This is a genomic window from Sanguibacter sp. A247, from assembly GCF_052324925.1.
Lineage (GTDB): Bacteria > Actinomycetota > Actinomycetes > Actinomycetales > Cellulomonadaceae > Flavimobilis.
Window position 1 is genome coordinate 592,859 of sequence record NZ_JBQPRE010000002.1, and the last position, 19,164, is coordinate 612,022.

At 71.3% G+C, this 19,164-nt stretch carries 18 protein-coding genes; 16 read left to right on the plus strand and 2 right to left on the minus strand.

Translation table 11 applies throughout. The features are described from left to right. Positions 1-203 precede the first annotated feature (203 nt). The 15 genes from ACTVCO_RS06800 (at position 204) to ACTVCO_RS06870 (ending at position 14,925) form a co-directional block, all read left to right on the plus strand. Entirely contained in the window at positions 204-1,352 is a 1,149-nt protein-coding gene (locus ACTVCO_RS06800) for a mannose-1-phosphate guanylyltransferase (protein ID WP_443727639.1), read from the plus strand. 23 nt (positions 1,353-1,375) lie between these two features. Next, the gene (locus ACTVCO_RS06805) at positions 1,376-2,602 is read left to right on the plus strand and encodes an amidohydrolase (protein ID WP_443727640.1); all 1,227 of its coding nucleotides are present in this window, start codon (positions 1,376-1,378) and stop codon (positions 2,600-2,602) included. Between the two features lie 242 nt (positions 2,603-2,844). After that, on the plus strand, positions 2,845-3,951 hold the full coding sequence (locus ACTVCO_RS06810; RefSeq protein ID WP_443727641.1) for a BMP family lipoprotein: 1,107 nt from the start codon (positions 2,845-2,847) through the stop codon (positions 3,949-3,951). Positions 3,952-4,035: 84 nt separating this feature from the next. Then, positions 4,036-5,553, plus strand: a complete 1,518-nt coding sequence (locus tag ACTVCO_RS06815; protein ID WP_443727642.1) for an ABC transporter ATP-binding protein — start codon at positions 4,036-4,038, stop codon at positions 5,551-5,553. After that, positions 5,550-6,860, plus strand: a complete 1,311-nt coding sequence (locus tag ACTVCO_RS06820; protein WP_443727643.1) for an ABC transporter permease — start codon at positions 5,550-5,552, stop codon at positions 6,858-6,860. Before ACTVCO_RS06815 ends, ACTVCO_RS06820 begins: the two co-directional genes overlap by 4 nt. Further along, positions 6,857-8,152 (plus strand): ABC transporter permease, encoded by a 1,296-nt coding sequence (locus tag ACTVCO_RS06825; RefSeq protein ID WP_443727644.1) that lies wholly within the window; start codon positions 6,857-6,859, stop codon positions 8,150-8,152. The genes ACTVCO_RS06820 and ACTVCO_RS06825 overlap by 4 nt, the downstream gene beginning before the upstream one ends. 56 nt (positions 8,153-8,208) lie before the next feature. Beyond that, positions 8,209-8,613 carry a cytidine deaminase gene (locus ACTVCO_RS06830; RefSeq protein WP_443727645.1) on the plus strand — a complete coding sequence of 135 codons (405 nt, stop codon included), beginning with the start codon at positions 8,209-8,211 and terminating at the stop codon, positions 8,611-8,613. A gap of 107 nt (positions 8,614-8,720) precedes the next feature. Next, positions 8,721-10,031, plus strand: coding sequence for a thymidine phosphorylase (locus tag ACTVCO_RS06835; RefSeq protein ID WP_443727646.1), 1,311 nt, complete (start codon positions 8,721-8,723; stop codon positions 10,029-10,031). Between the two features lie 14 nt (positions 10,032-10,045). Further along, positions 10,046-10,459 carry a YidH family protein gene (locus ACTVCO_RS06840; RefSeq protein WP_443727647.1) on the plus strand — a complete coding sequence of 138 codons (414 nt, stop codon included), beginning with the start codon at positions 10,046-10,048 and terminating at the stop codon, positions 10,457-10,459. Beyond that, positions 10,456-10,800 (plus strand): DUF202 domain-containing protein, encoded by a 345-nt coding sequence (locus ACTVCO_RS06845; RefSeq protein WP_443727648.1) that lies wholly within the window; start codon positions 10,456-10,458, stop codon positions 10,798-10,800. Before ACTVCO_RS06840 ends, ACTVCO_RS06845 begins: the two co-directional genes overlap by 4 nt. Further along, complete coding sequence (locus ACTVCO_RS06850) at positions 10,794-11,936, plus strand: hypothetical protein (RefSeq protein WP_443727649.1); 1,143 nt, start codon at positions 10,794-10,796, stop codon at positions 11,934-11,936. The genes ACTVCO_RS06845 and ACTVCO_RS06850 overlap by 7 nt, the downstream gene beginning before the upstream one ends. 79 nt (positions 11,937-12,015) lie before the next feature. Further along, a complete protein-coding gene (locus tag ACTVCO_RS06855; protein ID WP_443727650.1) occupies positions 12,016-12,252 on the plus strand; it encodes a hypothetical protein in 237 nt (78 codons plus the stop codon). Between the two features lie 64 nt (positions 12,253-12,316). Next, complete coding sequence (locus ACTVCO_RS06860) at positions 12,317-13,444, plus strand: adenosine deaminase (protein WP_443727651.1); 1,128 nt, start codon at positions 12,317-12,319, stop codon at positions 13,442-13,444. After that, entirely contained in the window at positions 13,441-14,139 is a 699-nt protein-coding gene (gene deoC / locus ACTVCO_RS06865; RefSeq protein WP_443727652.1) for a deoxyribose-phosphate aldolase, read from the plus strand. The genes ACTVCO_RS06860 and deoC overlap by 4 nt, the downstream gene beginning before the upstream one ends. Then, positions 14,140-14,925: a siderophore-interacting protein gene (locus ACTVCO_RS06870; protein WP_443727653.1), complete on the plus strand. Its 786-nt coding sequence runs from the start codon at positions 14,140-14,142 to the stop codon at positions 14,923-14,925. Between the two features lie 104 nt (positions 14,926-15,029). Here the strand turns inward: ACTVCO_RS06870 and ACTVCO_RS06875 are convergent, their stop codons facing one another. Continuing rightward, complete coding sequence (locus ACTVCO_RS06875) at positions 15,030-16,784, minus strand: phospho-sugar mutase (RefSeq protein WP_443727654.1); 1,755 nt, start codon at positions 16,782-16,784, stop codon at positions 15,030-15,032. Further along, positions 16,781-17,611 carry a purine-nucleoside phosphorylase gene (locus tag ACTVCO_RS06880; RefSeq protein ID WP_443727655.1) on the minus strand — a complete coding sequence of 277 codons (831 nt, stop codon included), beginning with the start codon at positions 17,609-17,611 and terminating at the stop codon, positions 16,781-16,783. The genes ACTVCO_RS06875 and ACTVCO_RS06880 overlap by 4 nt, the downstream gene beginning before the upstream one ends. Before the next feature lie 62 nt (positions 17,612-17,673). Between ACTVCO_RS06880 and ACTVCO_RS06885 the strand changes: the two genes are divergently transcribed. Continuing rightward, positions 17,674-19,149 (plus strand): NAD(P)H-quinone dehydrogenase, encoded by a 1,476-nt coding sequence (locus ACTVCO_RS06885; protein ID WP_443727926.1) that lies wholly within the window; start codon positions 17,674-17,676, stop codon positions 19,147-19,149. Positions 19,150-19,164: the final 15 nt, after the last annotated feature.

Genomic DNA, 19,164 nt, shown 5'->3' on the forward strand with positions numbered 1-19,164 from the left:
GGCGAGTTCCCGACGGCGACGTCCTCGTCGTCGTTCCTGTCGAGCGGATAGGACGGAGGTCCTGCCGCACGGCCCCACTCTAGTGTTACGCGGCACGACCCGTGACGCGTTCGTGGCGGAACTGTGCGCAAGCGGCGCCAGATTGTGACGCACTGCACACGCGAGGGACAGGCTTGGTGACCCGTGCACCTAGGATCGTCGTCATGACGAGCCCCGCAACCCCCGCCCTCCCCGAGGGCGTCGCCGCCGCCTCTCTTCCGTTCTACGCGGTCATTCCCGCAGGCGGCGCGGGCACCCGGTTGTGGCCCCTCTCCCGGGAGGGCGCGCCCAAGTTCCTGCACGACCTCACGGGCTCGGGACGCAGTCTTCTTCAGGCAACCGTCGACCGCCTCAGCGGTCTCGGCGAGCCGCGCGTCATGATCGTCACGGGCATGCGGCACGTCGCCGCGGTGCGCGGGCAGCTGCCCGCGCTGGGCGACGACGACGTGCTCGCGGAGCCGAGCCCGCGCGACTCGATGGCCGCGATCGGCCTCGCCGCCGCGGTCCTCGAGCAGCGGCACGGTCCCGTCGTGCTCGGGTCGTTCGCCGCCGATCAGGTGATCACGAGCGCGGCGACCTTCATCGCCGCGGTGCGCGAGGGGATCGAGGCCGCGCGCGCGGGCTACGTGACGACGATCGGGATTGCGGCGACGCGCCCCTCGATCGCGTTCGGCTACGTCCACGCGGGCGAGCCGCTCGGGATCGCGGGCGCGCCCCAGGTGCGCGGCGTGCGCGGCTTCACCGAGAAGCCCGACGCGGCGACGGCGCGTCGCTACCTCGCGTCGGGGGAGTACCGCTGGAACGCTGGCATGTTCATCACGCGCAGCGACGTCCTGCTCGCTCACCTCGCGCGGCAGCGTCCCGAGCTGCACGACGGGCTGCGCGAGATCGCTCGCGCCTGGGACACCGCTGAGGGGGCCGAGGTCCTCGCGCGCGTGTGGCCGACGCTCGAGAAGATCGCGATCGACCACGCGATCGCGGAGCCCGTGGCCGCCGCGGGCGGGGTCGCGATGGTTCCCGGTGACTTCGGGTGGGACGACGTCGGCGACTTCAACTCTCTTGCCGCTCTGCTGCCCGCGGTCGACGACCGCGGGTCCAAGGTGCTGGGTGACGTCGACCAGGTGCTGCGGATCGAGTCCGCGGGATCGGTCGTCGTGCCTGCTGCGGGCCGCCAGATCGTCGTGCTCGGGCTCGACGACGTCGTCGTCGTCGACACGGACGACGTCGTGCTCGTTACGACCCGCGCCCGTGCCCAGCAGGTCAAGGCCGCGGTCGACGCGGTCCGCGACCGCGGACGCGACGACTTGCTCTGACCGGGCGGCGATAACCTCGAGGTATGAGCACCACCGCCGCACAGAGGGTCCTCGACCTCGTCGACGAGCTCGCTGACGAGCTCGTCGCGATCCGGCGGGACATCCATGCCCACCCCGAGCTCGCGCGCGCCGAGGTCCGCACGACCGCGCTCATCGCCGCGCGGCTGCGCGCCGAGGGCCTCGAGCCACGGATGCTCGCGGGGACGGGCCTCACGTGCGACATCGGGACCGACGGCCCAGCGGACACGCGCTTGCGCGTGGGCCTGCGGGCCGACCTCGACGCGCTCCCTGTGCCCGAGGCGACGGGGCTGCCCTTCACCTCGACGGTCCCGGGCGTGTCGCATGCGTGCGGCCACGACGTCCACACGGCGGTCGTCCTCGGGGCCGGAATCGTGCTCGCGCGGCTCCACCGCGAGGCGCCCCTTCCGCACCCCGTGCGGCTGGTCTTTCAGCCGGCCGAAGAGGTGCAGCCAGGCGGGGCGCTCGACCTCCTGCAACAGGGTGTGACCGAGCGGCTCGCGCGCATCTTCACGGTGCACTGCGAGCCCAAGCTTGACGTGGGGCTCGTGGGGACGCGCATCGGCCCCATCACGTCGGCCTCCGACGAGATCACGATCCGCGTCGAAGGCGCGGGCGGGCACACGTCCCGGCCGCACCTCACCGGTGATGTCGTGGCAGCTCTCGGCCAGCTCGCGACGCAGCTTCCTGCGATCCTCGGTCGGCGCCTCGACCCTCGCTCGGGCATCAACCTCACCTGGGGAGCGATCCAGGCGGGTGACGCCCACAACGCGATCCCTGGGCGCGGCATCCTCAAGGGCACGCTGCGGAGCCTCACCGCGCGGTCGGCCGAGCTCGCCGGGCCGATCCTCGCGGAGGCCGTCGGGCACGTCGTGGCGCCGCTCGGCGTTGCTGCCGAGCTCACGCACGTCCGGGGCGTGCCACCCGTCGTCAACGACGAGGAGTGCACGCGGGCGCTCGACCGTGCTGTGCGCGACGTCGTGGGGCGGCAGGCGACCGTGCTCACCGAGCAGTCGCTCGGGGGAGAGGACTTCGCGTGGTACCTCACGAAGGTGCCGGGAGCGCTCGCGCGGCTCGGGACGCGCGCGCCCGGTGCGCTGCCGGGCGATCTTCACCAAGGTGACTTCGTGCCCGACGAGGCCGCGATCGCGCTCGGCGTCCGGCTGCTCGCCGCGGTTGCGATCGAGAATCTCGCTGCGTCGCACGCGGGCGACGATTCTGCTCCCTCCTGAGCGCCCGACCACCGCGCTTCCGGTGTGTGAGACGTCCCATCCCGGGAACGAGACGATCCGTACCGACTCCGTAACGGCTGGGTTCTGCGGGGCCCATGTCGCCAATGTCACTCGAACTCCTTGGGTAGAGTCGTGCCACCACGCTCTGACGTGAGGTGCGGTGTGACGGCTGTCGGCGTGCGCCGAGTGCCGCCGCACCCCTGCCGACGAGCGACATAGCGAGATCTGCTGAGGAGATCCGAGTGAACAAGACCATGAAGCTCACGGCTGTTGCGGCCGTGGCCGCGCTCGCGCTTGCCGCGTGCGCCGAAGCACCCGGCACGGACGGCGCGACGTCGGCCCCGACGCCGGTCCAGACCATCAAGCCGATCGACGGTTTCAAGCCGTGCATCGTCTCGGACGCTGGCGGCTTCGACGACAAGTCGTTCAACCAGCTGTCGCACGAGGGCCTCATCAAGGCTTCCGCCGAGTTCGGCGTCAAGGCCGGCGAGGTCCAGTCGACGTCGGAGTCCGACTACAAGACGAACATCGACTCGCTCCTCTCGACGAACTGCTCGCTCATCACGTCGGTCGGCTTCGCGCTCTCGGCCGCCACGGTTGAGGCCGCGAACGCGAACCCGGACGTCCAGTTCGTCCTCGTCGACGACGCTGCCGACAACGACTTCGACGGCAAGAAGGACGCGGAGAACATCAAGCCGCTCGTCTACGACACGGCTCAGGCCGCGTTCCTCGCGGGCTACCTCTCCGCCGGCTTCTCGAAGGCTGGCAAGGTCGGGACGTACGGCGGCATGCCGTTCCCGACCGTGACGATCTTCATGGACGGCTTCAAGCAGGGCGTCGACCACTACAACAAGGTGAAGTCGGCCGACGTCAAGGTCATCGGCTTCGAGGGTGGCGACAAGGGCACGTTCACGGGTGGCTTCGAGAACAACCAGAAGGCCCGTGAGGCCGCTGACTCGGTCATCAACCAGGGCGTCGACGTCATCCTCCCCGTGGGTGGCCCGATCTACCAGGCTGCGCTCAACTCGATCGCTGACTCGGGCCGCGACATCGCGCTGATCGGCGTCGACGCGGACGTCTTCAACACCGACCCGAAGACGCAGGACGTCATCCTCACGTCGATCGAGAAGAAGATGGACCAGTCGGTCTACGAGTCCGTCATCTCCGCCGGCAAGGGCGACTTCTCGGCCGAGGCCTACGTCGGCACGCTCGCGAACGAGGGTGTGGGCCTGGCCCCGCTCCACAACTTCGAGGGCAAGGTCGACGCGACGCTGCTCGCCGAGGTCGACGCGCTCAAGGCGCAGATCGCCGACGGCACCGTCAAGGTCACGTCCTACCTCGCGAAGTGACCCCATGCATCCTCCCCGGGGCGGCACGGCCGCCCCGGGGAGGATGCATGCCCCGCGAATCCCTCTGTGAAGGAACCCCGACCGATGAAGCTCGAGCTGCGCGGCATCACGAAGCGCTTCGGCGCCCTCGTCGCCAACGACCACATTGACCTCACGGTCGAACCCGGAGAGATCCACTGTCTCCTCGGCGAGAACGGTGCTGGCAAGTCCACCCTCATGAACGTCCTCTACGGCCTCTACGCGGCCGACGAGGGGGAGGTTCTCCTCGACGACCAGCCCGTGCACTTCGCTGGGCCCGGCGACGCGATGGCCGCAGGGATCGGCATGGTGCACCAGCACTTCATGCTCGTGCCCGTGTTCACCGTCGCCGAGAATGTCATGCTCGGTCACGAGCAGACCAAGGCCGGCGGCCGGCTCGACCTCGACGCCGCGCGCACGAAGGTCCGAGAGATCGCCGACCGCTTTGGCTTCCAGGTCGACCCCGACGCCATCGTCGAAGACCTCCCCGTCGGGGTCCAGCAGCGAGTCGAGATCATCAAGGCGCTCTCGCGCGAGGCCAAGGTCCTCGTCTTCGACGAGCCGACCGCCGTGCTGACGCCGCAAGAGACCGACGAGCTCATGATGATCATGCGCCAGCTCAAGGACGAGGGCACTGCCATCGTCTTCATCACCCACAAGCTCCGTGAGGTCCGCGAGGTCGCGGACCGGATCACGGTCATGCGCCGCGGGGCGATCGTCGGACACGCCGAGCCGGGCTCGAGCGACGCGGAGCTCGCCTCGCTCATGGTCGGTCGTGCGGTCGAGCTCACGGTCCACAAGGACGCCCCCCAGCACTCGTCTGCGCTGCTCGAGATCGAGAACCTCGAGATCCGTGACGCGACCGGGCTCGTCCTCGTCGATGACCTCTCGTTCTCCGTGCGAGGCGGCGAGATCCTCGTCATCGCAGGTGTTCAGGGCAACGGCCAGACCGAGCTCGCCGACGCGCTGCTCGGCCTCGTCACACCCGCCGGCGGCGAGATCCGCCTCAACGGCACCAACCTTGTCGGGCGCTCGGTGCGCCAGTTCCTCGACGCCGGCGTCGGGTTCGTTCCCGAGGACCGCGGTCACGACGGCCTCGTCGGCACGTTCACCGTCGCCGAGAACCTCATCCTCGACCGCACCGACGGTGCCCCGTTCGTCAAGGCCGGGTCGCTCCAGCTCGGCGAGCGCGACCGCTTCGCAGAAGAGAAGGTCGCCGAGTTCGACATCCGCACGCAGTCGATCACGACGCACGCGGGCCGACTCTCCGGAGGCAACCAGCAGAAGGTCGTGCTCGCTCGCGAGCTCTCGCGCGACCTCAGCCTTCTTGTCGCCTCGCAGCCGACGCGCGGCGTCGACGTCGGGTCGATCGAGTTCATCCACAAGCGCATCGTCGCGACCCGCGATGCGGGCGTTCCCGTCATCGTCGTCGCAACCGAGCTCGACGAAGCCGTCGCACTCGCTGATCGCATTCTCGTCATGTACCGCGGACGCATCGTCGGCATCGTTCCCGCGGACACCCCGCGCGACGTCCTCGGCCTCATGATGGCCGGTATCCCGGCAGAAGGGCACGAAGCCGCATGAGCACCACCGAGAACCCGCAGCCGGGCGGCGAGGGCCACAGCCTCGCAGCGTCGCCCGGGTCGTCCGCGGCTCCCGCGCCCACCGCCCCCGTGACCGAGCCCGACAACCGCTTCGCGAACGCGTGGCGTGAGATCGTCGGCGGCTCGTGGGGCGTGTCCGTGGGCGCCGTCATCCTCGCGCTCCTCGCGGGCGCCGTGATGATCGCGGCAACCGACGAGACCGTCCGTCAGACCGCGACCTACTTCTTCTCCAAGCCCGGCGACATGGTCATGGCCGTGTGGGGCGCCGTCCGCGACGCCTACGGCGCACTCGTCCGCGGCGCGGTCTGGAACCCTCGAGGCGAGACGTTCCTCGAGAACATCCGCCCGCTGGCCACGTCCCTCACCTACGCGACGCCGCTCATCGCCGCCGGTCTCGGCCTCACGATCGGCTTCCGTGCCGGCCTGTTCAACATCGGTGGCCAGGGACAGATGATCCTCGCCGCGATCGGTGCGGGCTGGGTGGGCTTCGCGCTCGACCTCCCCGCCGGCCTGCACCTGCTGCTCGCGATCGTCGTCGGCGTCGTCGCGGGCGCCCTCTGGGCCGGGATCGCCGGTCTCCTCAAGGCCGCGACGGGAGCGCACGAGGTCATCACGACCATCATGCTCAACCACACGGCCTACTACCTGCTCTTCTTCCTGCTCGCGACGCCGGGCCTGCTCCAGGCCCCCGGCTCTGCGAACCCCAAGACACCCCCGATGAGCGACTCGGCGGTCCTGCCGAACCTCTTCGGCAGCGGGTTCCCGCTCCACGCGGGCTTCCTGCTGGCGCTCGGCGCCGTCGCGGTCACGTGGTGGTTGCTCGAACGTTCCCGCCTCGGCTTCTCGTTCCGCGCTGTCGGCGAGAACCCCCAGGCTGCACGCGTCGCAGGAATCGACGTCAAGCGCACGACCGTCTACTCGATGCTCGTCTCGGGTGCGATGCTCGGCATCGCAGGCGCCACCCAGGTGCTCGGCACCTCGACGACCGGCTTCTCGACCGACGTCGACGCGGGGATGGGCTTTGACGCCATCACCGTCGCGTTGCTCGGCCGATCGACGCCGCTCGGAACCCTCGGCGCAGGAATCCTCTTCGGAGCGTTCAAGTCCGGTGGTGCCACCATGCAGGCCGCCGAGACCATCCCGATCGAGATCGTCACGGTCATCCAGTCCCTCATCGTCCTCTTCATCGCCGCACCGCCCCTCGTCCGAGCGATCTTCCGGCTTCCTGCGCCGGGCAGCTCGGCCACGAAGGCCACGCGACGTGCCCGCAAGGAGGTGGCGGCATGAGTGCCCCCACGACCATTCCCGAGGAGCAGTCCGTCTCGGCGGGCATGCGCCACGTCGAGATCATCAGCGCGAAGTTTGCGATCGTCCTCAGTGCGGCGAGCGCGATCCTCGTCGCGATCATCGGGCTCGTCCCGCGCGAGGGCGAAGCGAAGTTCCGCTTCTCCGGCTCGGGTGAGTCGCTGCAGATCGCGAGCGTGTCGGTGCCCGCGATGCCTGTCGCATGGGTGAGCGTCGTCGTGTGCCTCGTGCTCACGCTCCTCAGCTGGATGCTGTGGCGCGCGCGCCGCAGGACCCCCTGGTTCATCGGTGTCGTCTTCGCGCTCTTCTTCCTCGCGGGCTTCCTCGCGTGGGCGGGCGCCGGCTCTGCCCAGGACATGCCGATCTCGAACCTCCTCGGCTCGACCGTCCTGCTCGCCGTCCCGATCATCTTCGGTGCGCTCGGCGGCACGATCGGTGAGCGCGCCGGCGTCGTCAACATCGCGATCGAAGCCCAGCTGCTCGGCTCGGCCTTCGTCGCTGCGGTCGTCGGGACCATGACCCAGAGCCCCTGGGCCGGTCTGCTCGCAGGTGTGTTCGCGGGCGCGCTCGTCGCCCTCGTCCTCGGCCTGTTCACGATCACGTACCGCGTCGACCAGGTCATCGTCGGTGTCGTGCTCAACGTCCTCGTCCTCGGTCTGACGAGCTTCATCTACTCCCAGGTGCTCGTGCCGCAGGCCGACCTCTTCAACTCGACCGACCGCTTCCCGCGCGTCTCGATCCCGCTGCTGAGCGAGATCCCGATCGTCGGAACCGCGCTCTTCCACCAGTCGGTCATCGTCTACCTCATGTACCTCACTGTCCCGGCCGTGTGGTTCGCGATGTTCCGCACACGCTGGGGCCTGCGTCTGCGCGCGGTCGGGGAGCACCCCCTCGCCGCAGACACGGTGGGCATCAAGGTGAACCGTGTGCGCTACCGTGCGCTCCTCGTCGCCGGTGGGATCGTCGGCATGGGCGGGGCGTACTACACGCTCGTGTCCGTGTCGTCGTTCGGCAAGAACATGACCGCGGGTGCCGGGTTCATCGCCCTCGCCGCCGTGATCTTCGGCAAGTGGAACCCGATCAAGGCGACCCTCGCGGGTCTGCTCTTCGGCTTCTCGACTGCGCTCGCGAGCGCCATGAGCATCGTGCAGGCACCCGTGCCGAGCCAGTTCATGCTCATGCTCCCGTACGTCGTCACCCTGCTCGCGGTCGCCGGACTCATCGGCAAGTCCCGGGCGCCGGCGGCGTCCGGAACGGCCTACGTCAAGGAATGACCACCGACACCCCGCGGCCGGACGGCCGCGGGGTGTCCTCGTCCGGGAGGTAACCCGTGCCCACACCCGAGATCGACTGGGACGCCCTGCGCGCCGCAGCGCGCGAGGTCATGTCCCGCGCCTACGTGCCCTACTCGAAGTTTCCCGTCGGCGCAGCAGCGCTCGTCGACGACGGTCGCGTCGTCGTCGGCTGCAACGTCGAGAACGCCTCGTACCCCGTCGGCCTGTGCGCCGAGTGCGGGCTCGTCTCGCAGCTCGCCGCGACCGGCGGCGGCAAGCTCGTCGCCTTTGCCTGCGTCGACCGTCACGGCAACAAGCTCATGCCGTGCGGCCGCTGCCGCCAGCTCCTGTGGGAGCACGGCGGGGCTGCCCTTCTCGTCGACTCGGTCACGGGGATCCGCCCCATGACCGAGGTGCTGCCTGACGCGTTCGGGCCCGACGACCTCGTGACCCGCGCCTGACCGGCGCACACCGTGCGTGATCCGCGCACACAGCGCCCGACCGGCGCACGACACACGATCGCCGCGACCCCGACCGGGTCGCCGAGCCCCGACACCAGGAGGACCCCATGACCCAGTCTCCGACCGAAGCGTTCGACGCTGTTGACGTCATCGTCGCCAAGCGCGACGGCGCGGTTCTGAGCGACGCCCAGATCGACTGGGTGATCGACGCGTACACGCGCGGCGTCGTCGCCGAAGAGCAGATGAGCGCCCTCAACATGGCGATCCTCCTCAACGGCATGACCCGTCCCGAGATTGCGCGCTGGACCGCCGCGATGATCGCCTCGGGTGAGCGCATGGACTTCTCGAGCCTGTCGCGCACGACGTCCGACAAGCACTCGACGGGCGGCGTGGGCGACAAGATCACACTCCCGCTCGCGCCCCTCGTGGCGGTGTTCGACGTTGCCGTCCCGCAGCTCTCGGGCCGCGGCCTCGGACACACCGGCGGGACGCTCGACAAGCTCGAGGCCATCCCGGGCTGGCGCGCTGCGCTCACCAACGACGAGATGATGGCGCAGCTCGACGGCGTCGGCGCCGTCATCTGCCAGGCGGGCTCGGGCCTCGCCCCGGCGGACCGCAAGCTCTACGCGCTGCGCGACGTCACGGGGACGGTCGAGGCGATCCCGCTCATCGCGAGCTCGATCATGAGCAAGAAGATCGCTGAAGGAACTGCCGCGCTCGTGCTCGACGTCAAGGTCGGCTCGGGTGCGTTCATGAAGGATCTCGACCGCGCCCGCGAGCTCGCTCGCACCATGGTCGACCTTGGGACGGATGCGGGAGTGCGCACGGTTGCGCTGCTCACGGACATGTCGACGCCGCTCGGTCTCACGGCCGGCAACGCGCTCGAGGTCCGGGAGTCCGTCGAGGTGCTCGCAGGTGGTGGCCCGCGTGACGTCGTCGACCTCACGGTTGCCCTTGCCGTCGAGATGCTCGCCGCCGCGGGCAAGCCGGTCGGCGAGGACGAGGTCCGTGCAGCCCTGTCCGACGGCCGCGCGATGGACGTGTGGAACCGCATGATCGAGGCGCAGGAGGGCGACCCGCACGCGGAGCTTCCGTGGGCCCGCGAGACGCAGGACGTCCTGGCTCCGGCTGACGGTGTCCTCACGCGGCTCGACGCGTACGACATCGGCATCGCCGCGTGGCGTCTGGGCGCGGGCCGGGCCCGCCGCGAGGACCCCGTGCAGGCCGGCGCGGGCGTCGTCATGCACGCCAAGCCGGGCGACACCGTCCGCAAGGGGCAGCCGCTGCTCACGCTCCACACAGACACGCCCGAGAGGTTCGGCCGTGCGCTCGAGGCGCTCGAGGGCTCGTTCGACGTCAACGACGGCGCGAGCTTCGAGCCCACACCTCTCATCATGGATCGCATCAGCGGGTTCTGAGCGTGGCCGAGGACGTGACACCACCTGTCGGTGGCGCGCCACCCCCGCCGGGGGAGGCTGCGCCGCCGCGGCGGCCCGCGTCCGTGTACGGGGTCGGGACGGAGCCCGACGCACGTTTCTCGCTCGCCAACGAACGGACGGCGCTCGCGTGGCTGCGAACCGCGCTCGGGCTCGTCGCCGGGGGTGTGGGGCTCGCGAGCCTCGCGAGCCTGACGGACCCGCACGTCGTCGTCGACATCGTCGCTGCGCTCGCGTGCCTCACGGGAGGGCTCGTCGCGCTCTACGCCCTCGCGCGTTGGCGTGCGAACGAGCGGGCCCTGCGGCTCCGACAGCCGCTTCCTGTCCCGGGGGCGCTGCCGACGCTCGTGGCGGGAGTCGTCCTGCTCGGTCTCCTGCTCGCAGCGTTCGCCCTGGGCCGCGCGGTATGAACGTCGACGTCGCGCTCACGCGGGACGAGGGGCTGCCTGCGGAGCGTTCAAGCCTCGCGTGGCAGCGCACCGTGCTCGGCGTGACGTTGGGGTCGGTCCTGGCGGGGACGACCGCCCTGCACGCGGGTCACTGGTGGATCGCCGCGGGTGCGCTCGGCGTCGCGGTCGCGGCGATCTGGCCCGGGGTGCTGCGCCCTCGCAGGGGCCGAACGCTCGCGGGCGGCGGTCTGGCCGGTGCGCTCGTCCGCGAGGGCTGGCCGCTCCTGTGCAGGGCCGCGCTGTGCGTGCTCGCGCTCGCCGTGGTCGGCGCGGCCCTGGCGATCGAGGGCATGACGTGGTGACGACCCGCCTGCCTCGCGCGAGCTCCGGCGGCGAGAGCGTCCTCGGTGGTTGGTCCCTCGCACGGCTTCTCGGCGCGCTTGGCATCGGCACGCGGGTCGGGCCCGAGCCTGAGCCGCGCGGGACGCTCGGGACGCCCGCCGCGCCCGACGCCGCACCCGACGCGGGGTGGGACGCACCCCTCGCGGGGAAGGGCGCGCACCTCGCCGCGAAGGGTGCCCGCCTCGCGGGGAGGGACGCGGTCCTCGCCGCCAGGGACGCGCTCGTCGACGACATGTGCGTGCGTGCACATCGTGCGGGCCACACGCCCGCAACCGTCGGGCGCCTGCGCGACGCGACGCGCACGCTCACGCGGACCGAGCTCGAGCGCGTCGGCGCGCCGCTCAGCGTCGACGCTCCCCAGTGGCGCGGAGAGCGCGCGTCCCAGACCGACAGCACGACGTGCGGGGCAGCCGTCGGCGCGATGCTCTGCGCCGCCGGGGACCCCGTGCTCGCCTATGCGCTCGAGACGGGCGTCAACCTCACGCGTATGCCCGGTGCGAACCCGACGCGGCCCCCGGCCACCTCGGAGCCGCTCGACGCCCGGCTCGTCGCAGCCTCGCGCGGCTTCGTGGCGCTCCAGCGCCACCTGCACGCTGCCACGGCTCGCCGGTCGCTCCTCGCTCTTCTGCCCTGGCCTCGCGCGCTCGGCACCACTCCGTGGGGGCTGGCCCGCGAGGTCCGGTGGGCGGACGTCCGCTACCGAGGCGTCGTCGTCGACGTCGACGACGCACAGGGCGTGCGCCGCCTGACGAGACGCATCGACGCACACCTGCGCGAGGGCATCCCCCTTCCGCTGTGGACGGGTGGGTCGAGCGCGACGGGATGGGCGAGCGCGGTGCCCCGCCACGTCGTCCTGCTCGTCGACGTCGCGGCCGTAACCGTCGTCGGGGCGCGTCAGGACAGCCGTGCGGACCTCGACGATGGCCCCGGAGGCGACCGTCTCCCAGCCCAGCCGGGCGAGAACCCGCACTGGCGCGTGTACGAGCCCGCGTCCGGCAGGGTCCTCACGGTTGCCGCCGCGACCTGGGCGCAGCCGGAACGGCGGGACGCCTGGGGACGGTGGAGCCGCCCGCACTGGATCCTGCTGCCGCGCTGAACGCGGCCGGCTCCGGGTGCGAGCGCGCGCGGACGCGAGCAAGATGGTGAGCCCGTCCGCGCCCACAAGGAGGTCTCCCATGAGCACCGATCCCACCGAAGGGTGGGCCGACGCAGGCCTTGAGCCGCCGACGCCCGGCGAACCCGTCGACCTTCTCCACGACCCCGGGACTGAGCCGGAGGACCCCGAGGAGTACATCCCTTCGATCGCCCGCCCGGACACGACCGGCGAGGCGAGCGAAGGTGACGTCGCCGACCAGGCGGTCGAGGTCGTCCTCGACGAGGCCTCCGAGCCGGGCGACGCCCCGCCGCAATGACGTGCTGGCCCGGACACGCGGCGAATGGCCGCCGCACGCTGCCCGGACAACTATCCTTGAGCCCATGACTGCGCCGTCCCTCGACCAGATCCGCGCCCTGCCGAAGGTTGTCCTCCACGACCACCTCGACGGCGGCCTGCGGCCCCAGACCCTCCTTGAGCTCGCGAACCTCATCGGGTACGAGCTGCCCGCGAGCACTCCCGAGGCTCTCGCCGACTGGTTCGAAGAAGCGGCCGACTCCGGATCGCTCGTGCGCTACCTCGAGACCTTCGATCACACGATCGCGGTCATGCAGACGGCCGACGCGCTCGAGCGCATCGCGCGGGAGGCCGTCATCGACCTCGCCGCCGACGGCGTCGTCTACACCGAGCAGCGCTGGGCACCCGAGCAGCACCTGCGCAACGGCCTCACCCTGCAGGACGCCGTCGAGGCAGTGGGCCGCGGCCTTGCCGCGGGCGAGGCCGACGTGAGCGCCTCGGGCGGACGCATCATCGCCCGCCAGCTCGTCACCGCGATGCGTCACGCAGACCGCTCCGTCGAGATCGCCGAGCTCACGCTCGCCAACCGAGGCCAGCACCGGGTCGTCGGCTTCGACATCGCGGGTGCCGAGATCGGCTTCCCACCGTCGAAGCACGCCGAGGCGTTCGAGCTCCTCCACGACGGCTTGTTCCCCACGACGATCCACGCGGGCGAGGCCGACGGCGTCGACTCCGTGCGCTCCGCGATCACCGACGGCTTCGCCGCCCGGATCGGCCATGGCGCGCGCATCATCGAGGACATCGAGGGCGTTCCCGAGGCGATGCGTCGCCGCGGCAAGGCCGATCTCGACGAGCTCACGCTCGGCCCGGTCGCCGCGTGGCTGCGTGACCGCCGCGTCGCTCTCGAGCTCTGCCCGCTCTCCAACGTTCAGACCGGAACCGCGACCTCGGTGCGTGACCACCCGATCACGCTGCTCAAGAACCTCGGCTTCGCCGTCACGGTGAACACCGACAACAGGCTCATGTCGCGCACGTCGATGTCCACAGAGATGCACCGCCTCGTCACCGACGCGGACTGGACGCTCGACGACCTGCTCGCCGTGACGCTCACCGCTGCGTGGAACACGTTCCTGCCCTTCGGCGAACGTCGTGACCTCGTCGCCCAGCTCATCTTGCCGCGTACCGCGGTTGTCAAGGAGGAACGATCCAAGTGACCACGTCTGCTGAAGTTGCCGCACTCGTCGACCACACCCTGCTCAAGCCGGAGGCGACTGGCGCGGACGTCGCGGCCCTCGTCGACGAGGGCGTCGCCCTCGGAGTGTTCTCCGTGTGCGTCTCGCCGTCGATGCTCCCGCTCGACGCGAAGGGGCTCAAGGTGGCGACGGTCGTCGGATTCCCGTCGGGCAAGGTGAAGTCGGAGATCAAGGCCGCCGAGGCCGCGCGTGCGATCGCGGACGGCGCCGACGAGATCGACATGGTCATCGACGTCGGCACGGCCCGCACGGGCGACTTCGACTCCGTCGAGGCGGACATCGCAGCTGTGCGCGCGGCGGTTCCGGCCGACAAGATCCTCAAGGTCATCATCGAGTCGGCCGCGCTGAGCGACGAGCAGATCATCGGCACGTGCCGTGCTGCTGAGGCTGCGGGTGCGGACTTCGTCAAGACGTCGACCGGGTTCCACCCGACCGGGGGCGCGAGCGTGCACGCGGTGCGGCTCATGGCCGAGACCGTCGGCCCGCGTCTTGGCGTCAAGGCGTCGGGCGCGATCCGGGACGGTGCGGCAGCGCTCGCGATGATCGAGGCGGGGGCGACGCGGCTGGGCCTCTCGGGCACTGCCGCCGTCCTCGACGGGATCGACGCGGGTGCCACGGCGGCCGACTACGTCAGCGGCGACGCGGGGGGCTACTGAGTGCCCCTGCCTGACGCGCCGACCCGCGTCCGTGGCGAGCACGTGGGCGAGGTCGTGCGCGTCGCGCGCCTCACCCCGCACATGGTCCGCGTCGTCCTTGGCGGACCCGGGCTCGCTGAGGTCGCAGAACTTCCGTGGACCGACGAGTACGTCAAGGTCGTCCTGCCCACCGAGGACGGCCTCGTCATGCGGTCGTACACGGTGCGCGCGTGGGACGCGGCTGCTCGCGAGATGACGATCGACTTCGTCGTGCACGGCGCCGCTGGCGTTGCGGGGCCGTGGGCCGACGCCGTGGCGGTGGGCGACCAGGTGACGCTGCGCGGGCAAGGCGGCGACTTCTTTCCCGATGCGGCGTGCGATGCGCTCCTCGTTGCGGGCGACGAGTCCGCGCTGCCCGCCATCATGCGCACGCTCGAGGCTGTGCCCGACGGGCTCGCAACGTCCGTCTTCGTCGAGGTCGCCTCGCTGGACGAACGCCAGGACGTTGCGCCGCGCGACGGAATCCACGTCACGTGGGTTCTGCGCGGCGAGACGTGGGGCGGAGCGCTCGTCCGCGCGGTGCGCGACGCGCACCTGCCGACCGGCCGCGTCCAGGCGTTCATTCACGGCGAGGCGGGCGTGGTGCGCGAGCTGCGTCGTCACGTCCGGGCCGACCGCCGCGTCACGCGAGAGGACCTCTCCGCGTCGGGTTACTGGCGGCTAGGCGTCGATGACGAGGGCTGGCGCGCCTCGAAGAGCGAGTGGAAGGACGCGGTCGCACGCGACGAGGCAGCACTCGGCAGCTGAACGGCAGCACTAGGCCGCTGAACCGCGCCGCACCAGCGGCGTCCGCTCGTGGGAGCGCGGGATGCGGCGGATCAGGGGCTGCCGCATCCCGCGCTCACGCGCCCTCAGAGCCCGAGCAGCTCGCGCAGCTCGCTCGTGACGATCTCGAGGTGCGCGTGGGCTTCGATGCGTGCCCTGGAGATCGCCTCGTAGGACGCGTCGTGCTCGACGGGGAAGACCGCCTCGAGGTAGCACTTCACCTTGGGCTCGGTGCCCGACGGCCGCACGATGACGCGCGTCGCGTCCGCCGCCGTGAGACGGAGCCCGTCGGTCGGCGGCAAGCCGTCGAGACCCTGCGAGAGGTCCTCGACCGAGACGACCGGCGAGCCGGCGAGCATCGACGGGGGAGCGGAGCGCAGGCGCTCCATGGTCGCCGGGATGAGCGCGAGGTCGCGGAAGCGGCCCGAGAGCTGCGACGAGACGTGGAGGCCGTGCGTGCGCGCGAGGTCATCGAGCAGGTCGAGGAGCGTGCGCCCCTCGGCCTTGAGACGGTCGGCGAGCTGCACGAGGACAAGGGCAGCGGAGATGCCGTCCTTGTCGCGCACCTGGACCGGGTCGACGCAGTACCCGAGCGCCTCCTCATAACCGAACACGAGACCCTCGGCGCGTGAGATCCACTTGAATCCCGTGAGGGTCGAGGCGTACGTGAAGCCGTGGGACGTCGCGATCCGGCCGAGGAGACGCGAGGAGACGATCGAGTTGGCGAACGTCAGCGCGCTCGGCGCGATGCGCAGCCGCGCCGCGTTCTCGGCGAGCGTCGCACCGAGCAGCGCACCGACCTCGTCGCCGTGGAGCATCCGCCAGCCGTCGGAGTCCGGGCCCGCGCGACGCGGGTCGAGGACGGCCGCGGCGCACCGGTCGGCGTCGGGGTCGTTCGCGACGACGAGATCCGCGCCCACCGTGCGGGCGAGCTCGATCGCGAGATCGATCGCACCGGGCTCCTCAGGGTTGGGGAACGTGACCGTCGGGAAGTCGGGGTCGGGCTCGAGCTGCTGCTCGACGCCGAAGAGGTCGCCGTAGCCGGCGCCCGCGAGCGTCGTGAGCGCGGTCTCCGCGCCCACGCCGTGGAGCGGCGTGTACACGACGCGCAGGTCGCGCGGGTAGGTCTCGTCCTGCGGGTGCGCCAGGCGCCCGACGGACTCGCGGTAGGCGAGGTGGATCTCTTCGCCGAGCGTCGTCCACCCGTCCTCGGCCCGCGGCACCGACGCGACCGACTCGACCGCAGCGATCTTCGCCGCGATGAGCCCGTCGTAGGGCGGCACGATCTGGGCGCCCTGGCCGGCATCCGTGACGATCGCCCCGCCCAGGTACACCTTGTAGCCGTTGTCCTGGGGCGGGTTGTGGCTCGCCGTCACCATGACACCCGCGTCGAGTCCGAGATGACGCACCGCGAACGCGAGGACGGGGGTCGGAAGAGCACGGGGCAGAACCGTCGCGGCCACGCCCGCAGCCGTCATGACGGCCGCCGTGTCGAGGGCGAACGTCCGTGAGTTGTGCCGCGCGTCGTACCCGATCGCGATCGAGGGCTGCGCGCCGGCGCGCGCCTCGAGCAGGTAGGCCGCGAGGCCCGCCGCGGCGCGGATGACGACCGCGCGGTTCATGCGGGCGGGGCCGCCCGCCATCTTGCCGCGCAGGCCGGCCGTGCCGAACTGGAGCAGGCCGCTGAACGCGTCCGCGAGCTCCGCCGCGAAGACGTCGGCCTCGCTGTCGTCGGGCGTCGCGCGGTCGAGCAGGACCTCGAGCTCTGCGCGCGTGCCGGCGTCGGGGTCGTCCGCGATCCACGCCTCGACCTGGGCGCGGAGCTCGCTCGAGACGCTCATGAGAGCTTCCCGACGATCGTCGCGAGGAGCGCAGAGATGCGCGGGCCAGCGGCCTGACCGGCCTCGATGACCTCCTCGTGCGACAGCGGCGTCGGCGAGATGCCGGCCGCGAGGTTCGTCACGAGCGAGATGCCGAGGACCTCGAGGCCCGCCTGGCGTGCTGCGATCGCCTCGAGCGTCGTCGACATGCCGACGAGGTCGCCACCGATCGTTCCCGCCATGCGCACCTCGGCCGGGGTCTCGTAGTGAGGGCCACGGAACTGCACGTAGACGCCCTCGTCGAGCGTGCCGTCGACCTCGCGCGCCAGGTCGCGCAGGCGCGAGGAGTAGAGGTCGGTGAGGTCGACGAAGTTCGCACCCTCGATCGGTGAGGTGCCCGTGAGGTTGATGTGGTCGGAGATGAGGACGGGCGTGCCCGGGCCCCACGCGGGGTTGAGGCCGCCGCAGCCGTTGGTGAGGATGACCGTCGAGCAGCCAGCGGCCGCGGCCGTGCGCACGCCGTGCGCCACGCGGCGCACGCCCTTGCCCTCGTAGTAGTGGGTGCGGGACCCCAGGACGAGCGCGTGCGCGCCGGTCGCCTCGATGCGGATCGACCGGATCGACGCACCGTGGCCGGCGACGGCGGGGGCAGAGAAGCCGGGGATCTCGGCCGACGGGATCTCGGCGACCGTCTCGCCGAGGAGCTCGGCTGCGCCGCCCCACCCGGATCCGAGGACGAGCGCGACGTCGTGGCGCGCCACACCCGTGCGCTCAGCGATGACTGCCGCGGCGGCCGCCGCGACGTCGAGGGGGTCGGTCGTGGGGTCGTCGATCGAAAGAGTCGTCATGCACCCAGGCTAAGCGGTACCTGGTGCTCCCGGACCTGCTCTTCTCGCCCGCGCTCGTCCCGATGTCCGCATGGTGGCACGATGGGTCCGTGACACATGCACAACAGGACCACAGGGCACAGACCGTCTCGATCATCGGAGGAGGCCCCGGGGGGTACGAGGCGGCGCTCATCGCGTGCCGGCTCGGCGCCGAGGTCACTCTTGTCGAACGGCGCGGCGTCGGTGGCTCGGCCGTCCTCACGGACGTGGTCCCGTCCAAGACGCTCATCGCGACGTCGGACTGGATGACGATCGCCGAGCGCGCCAACGAGCTCGGCATCTCCCTCGCCCCCGAGGGCGAGGACGCCGAGCCTGGCGCCCTGCGCGCCCGCGTCGACCTCGGGCGCGTCAACGCCCGCGTGCGCGAGCTCGCGCAGGCGCAGTCGGTCGACATCCGTGCCCGGCTCGAACGCGAAGGTGTGCGCCTTCTCACGGGAACGGGCCGTCTCGTGTCGCCCACGCGCGTCTCGGTGACCGCGGAGGACGGCACCGTGACGACGCACGACTCCGACGTCGTGCTCCTCTCCGTCGGCGCAACCCCGCGCGAGCTGCCCTCGGCACGACCTGACGGGCGACGGATCCTCAGCTGGACGCAGGTCTACCAGCTCACCGAGCTGCCCACGCACCTCATCGTCGTCGGCTCCGGCGTGACGGGCGCCGAGTTCGCGGGCGCGTACAACGCGCTCGGCGTGCCGGTCACGCTCGTCTCCTCCCGCGACCGCGTGCTGCCCGGCGAGGACGCGGACGCCGCCAACCTCATCGAGGAAGTCTTCCGCGACCGCGGGATGACCGTCATGGGCCGCTCGCGCGCGGAGTCCGCACGCGTCGTAGGCGAGGGGGAGGGCGAGCACGTCGAGGTGACGCTCGCCGACGGCCGCGTCGTCGAGGGTTCCCACGTGCTCCTCGCGGTCGGCTCGGTGCCCTCGACGAGCGACCTCGGGCTCGAGGACGTCGGCGTGAGGCTCACGGAGTCGGGCCACATCGACGTCGACCGAGTCTCACGCACGTCGGTGCGCGGCGTCTACGCGGCCGGCGACGTCACCGGGGTGCTGCCGCTCGCGTCGGTCGCCGCGCAGCAGGGACGCATCGCCATGTCGCACGCGCTCGGTGATGCGGTCGTGCCGATCCGGCTGCGGACCGTCGCCGCGAACATCTTCACGACCCCCGAGATCGCGACCGTCGGCTACTCCGAGACCGCGCTCCAGGAACGCGGGTCGAAGTACACGGCGACGATGCTGCCGCTCGCGCGCAACGCGCGCGCCAAGATGCTCGGCATGCGTCACGGCTTCGTCAAGCTCTTCCACCACCCCGACGCGGGCGTCGTGCTCGGCGGCGTCGTCGTGGCGCCGCGCGCGAGCGAGCTGATCTTCCCGATCACGCTCGCGGTGCAGCACCGGCTCACGGTCGACGACGTCGCGGAGGCGTTCACCGTGTACCCGTCGCTCACGGGCTCGATCGCGGAGGTCGCGCGCATGGGCCACCTCCGCCCGCAGGACTGACGGGCTCGGCGCCCG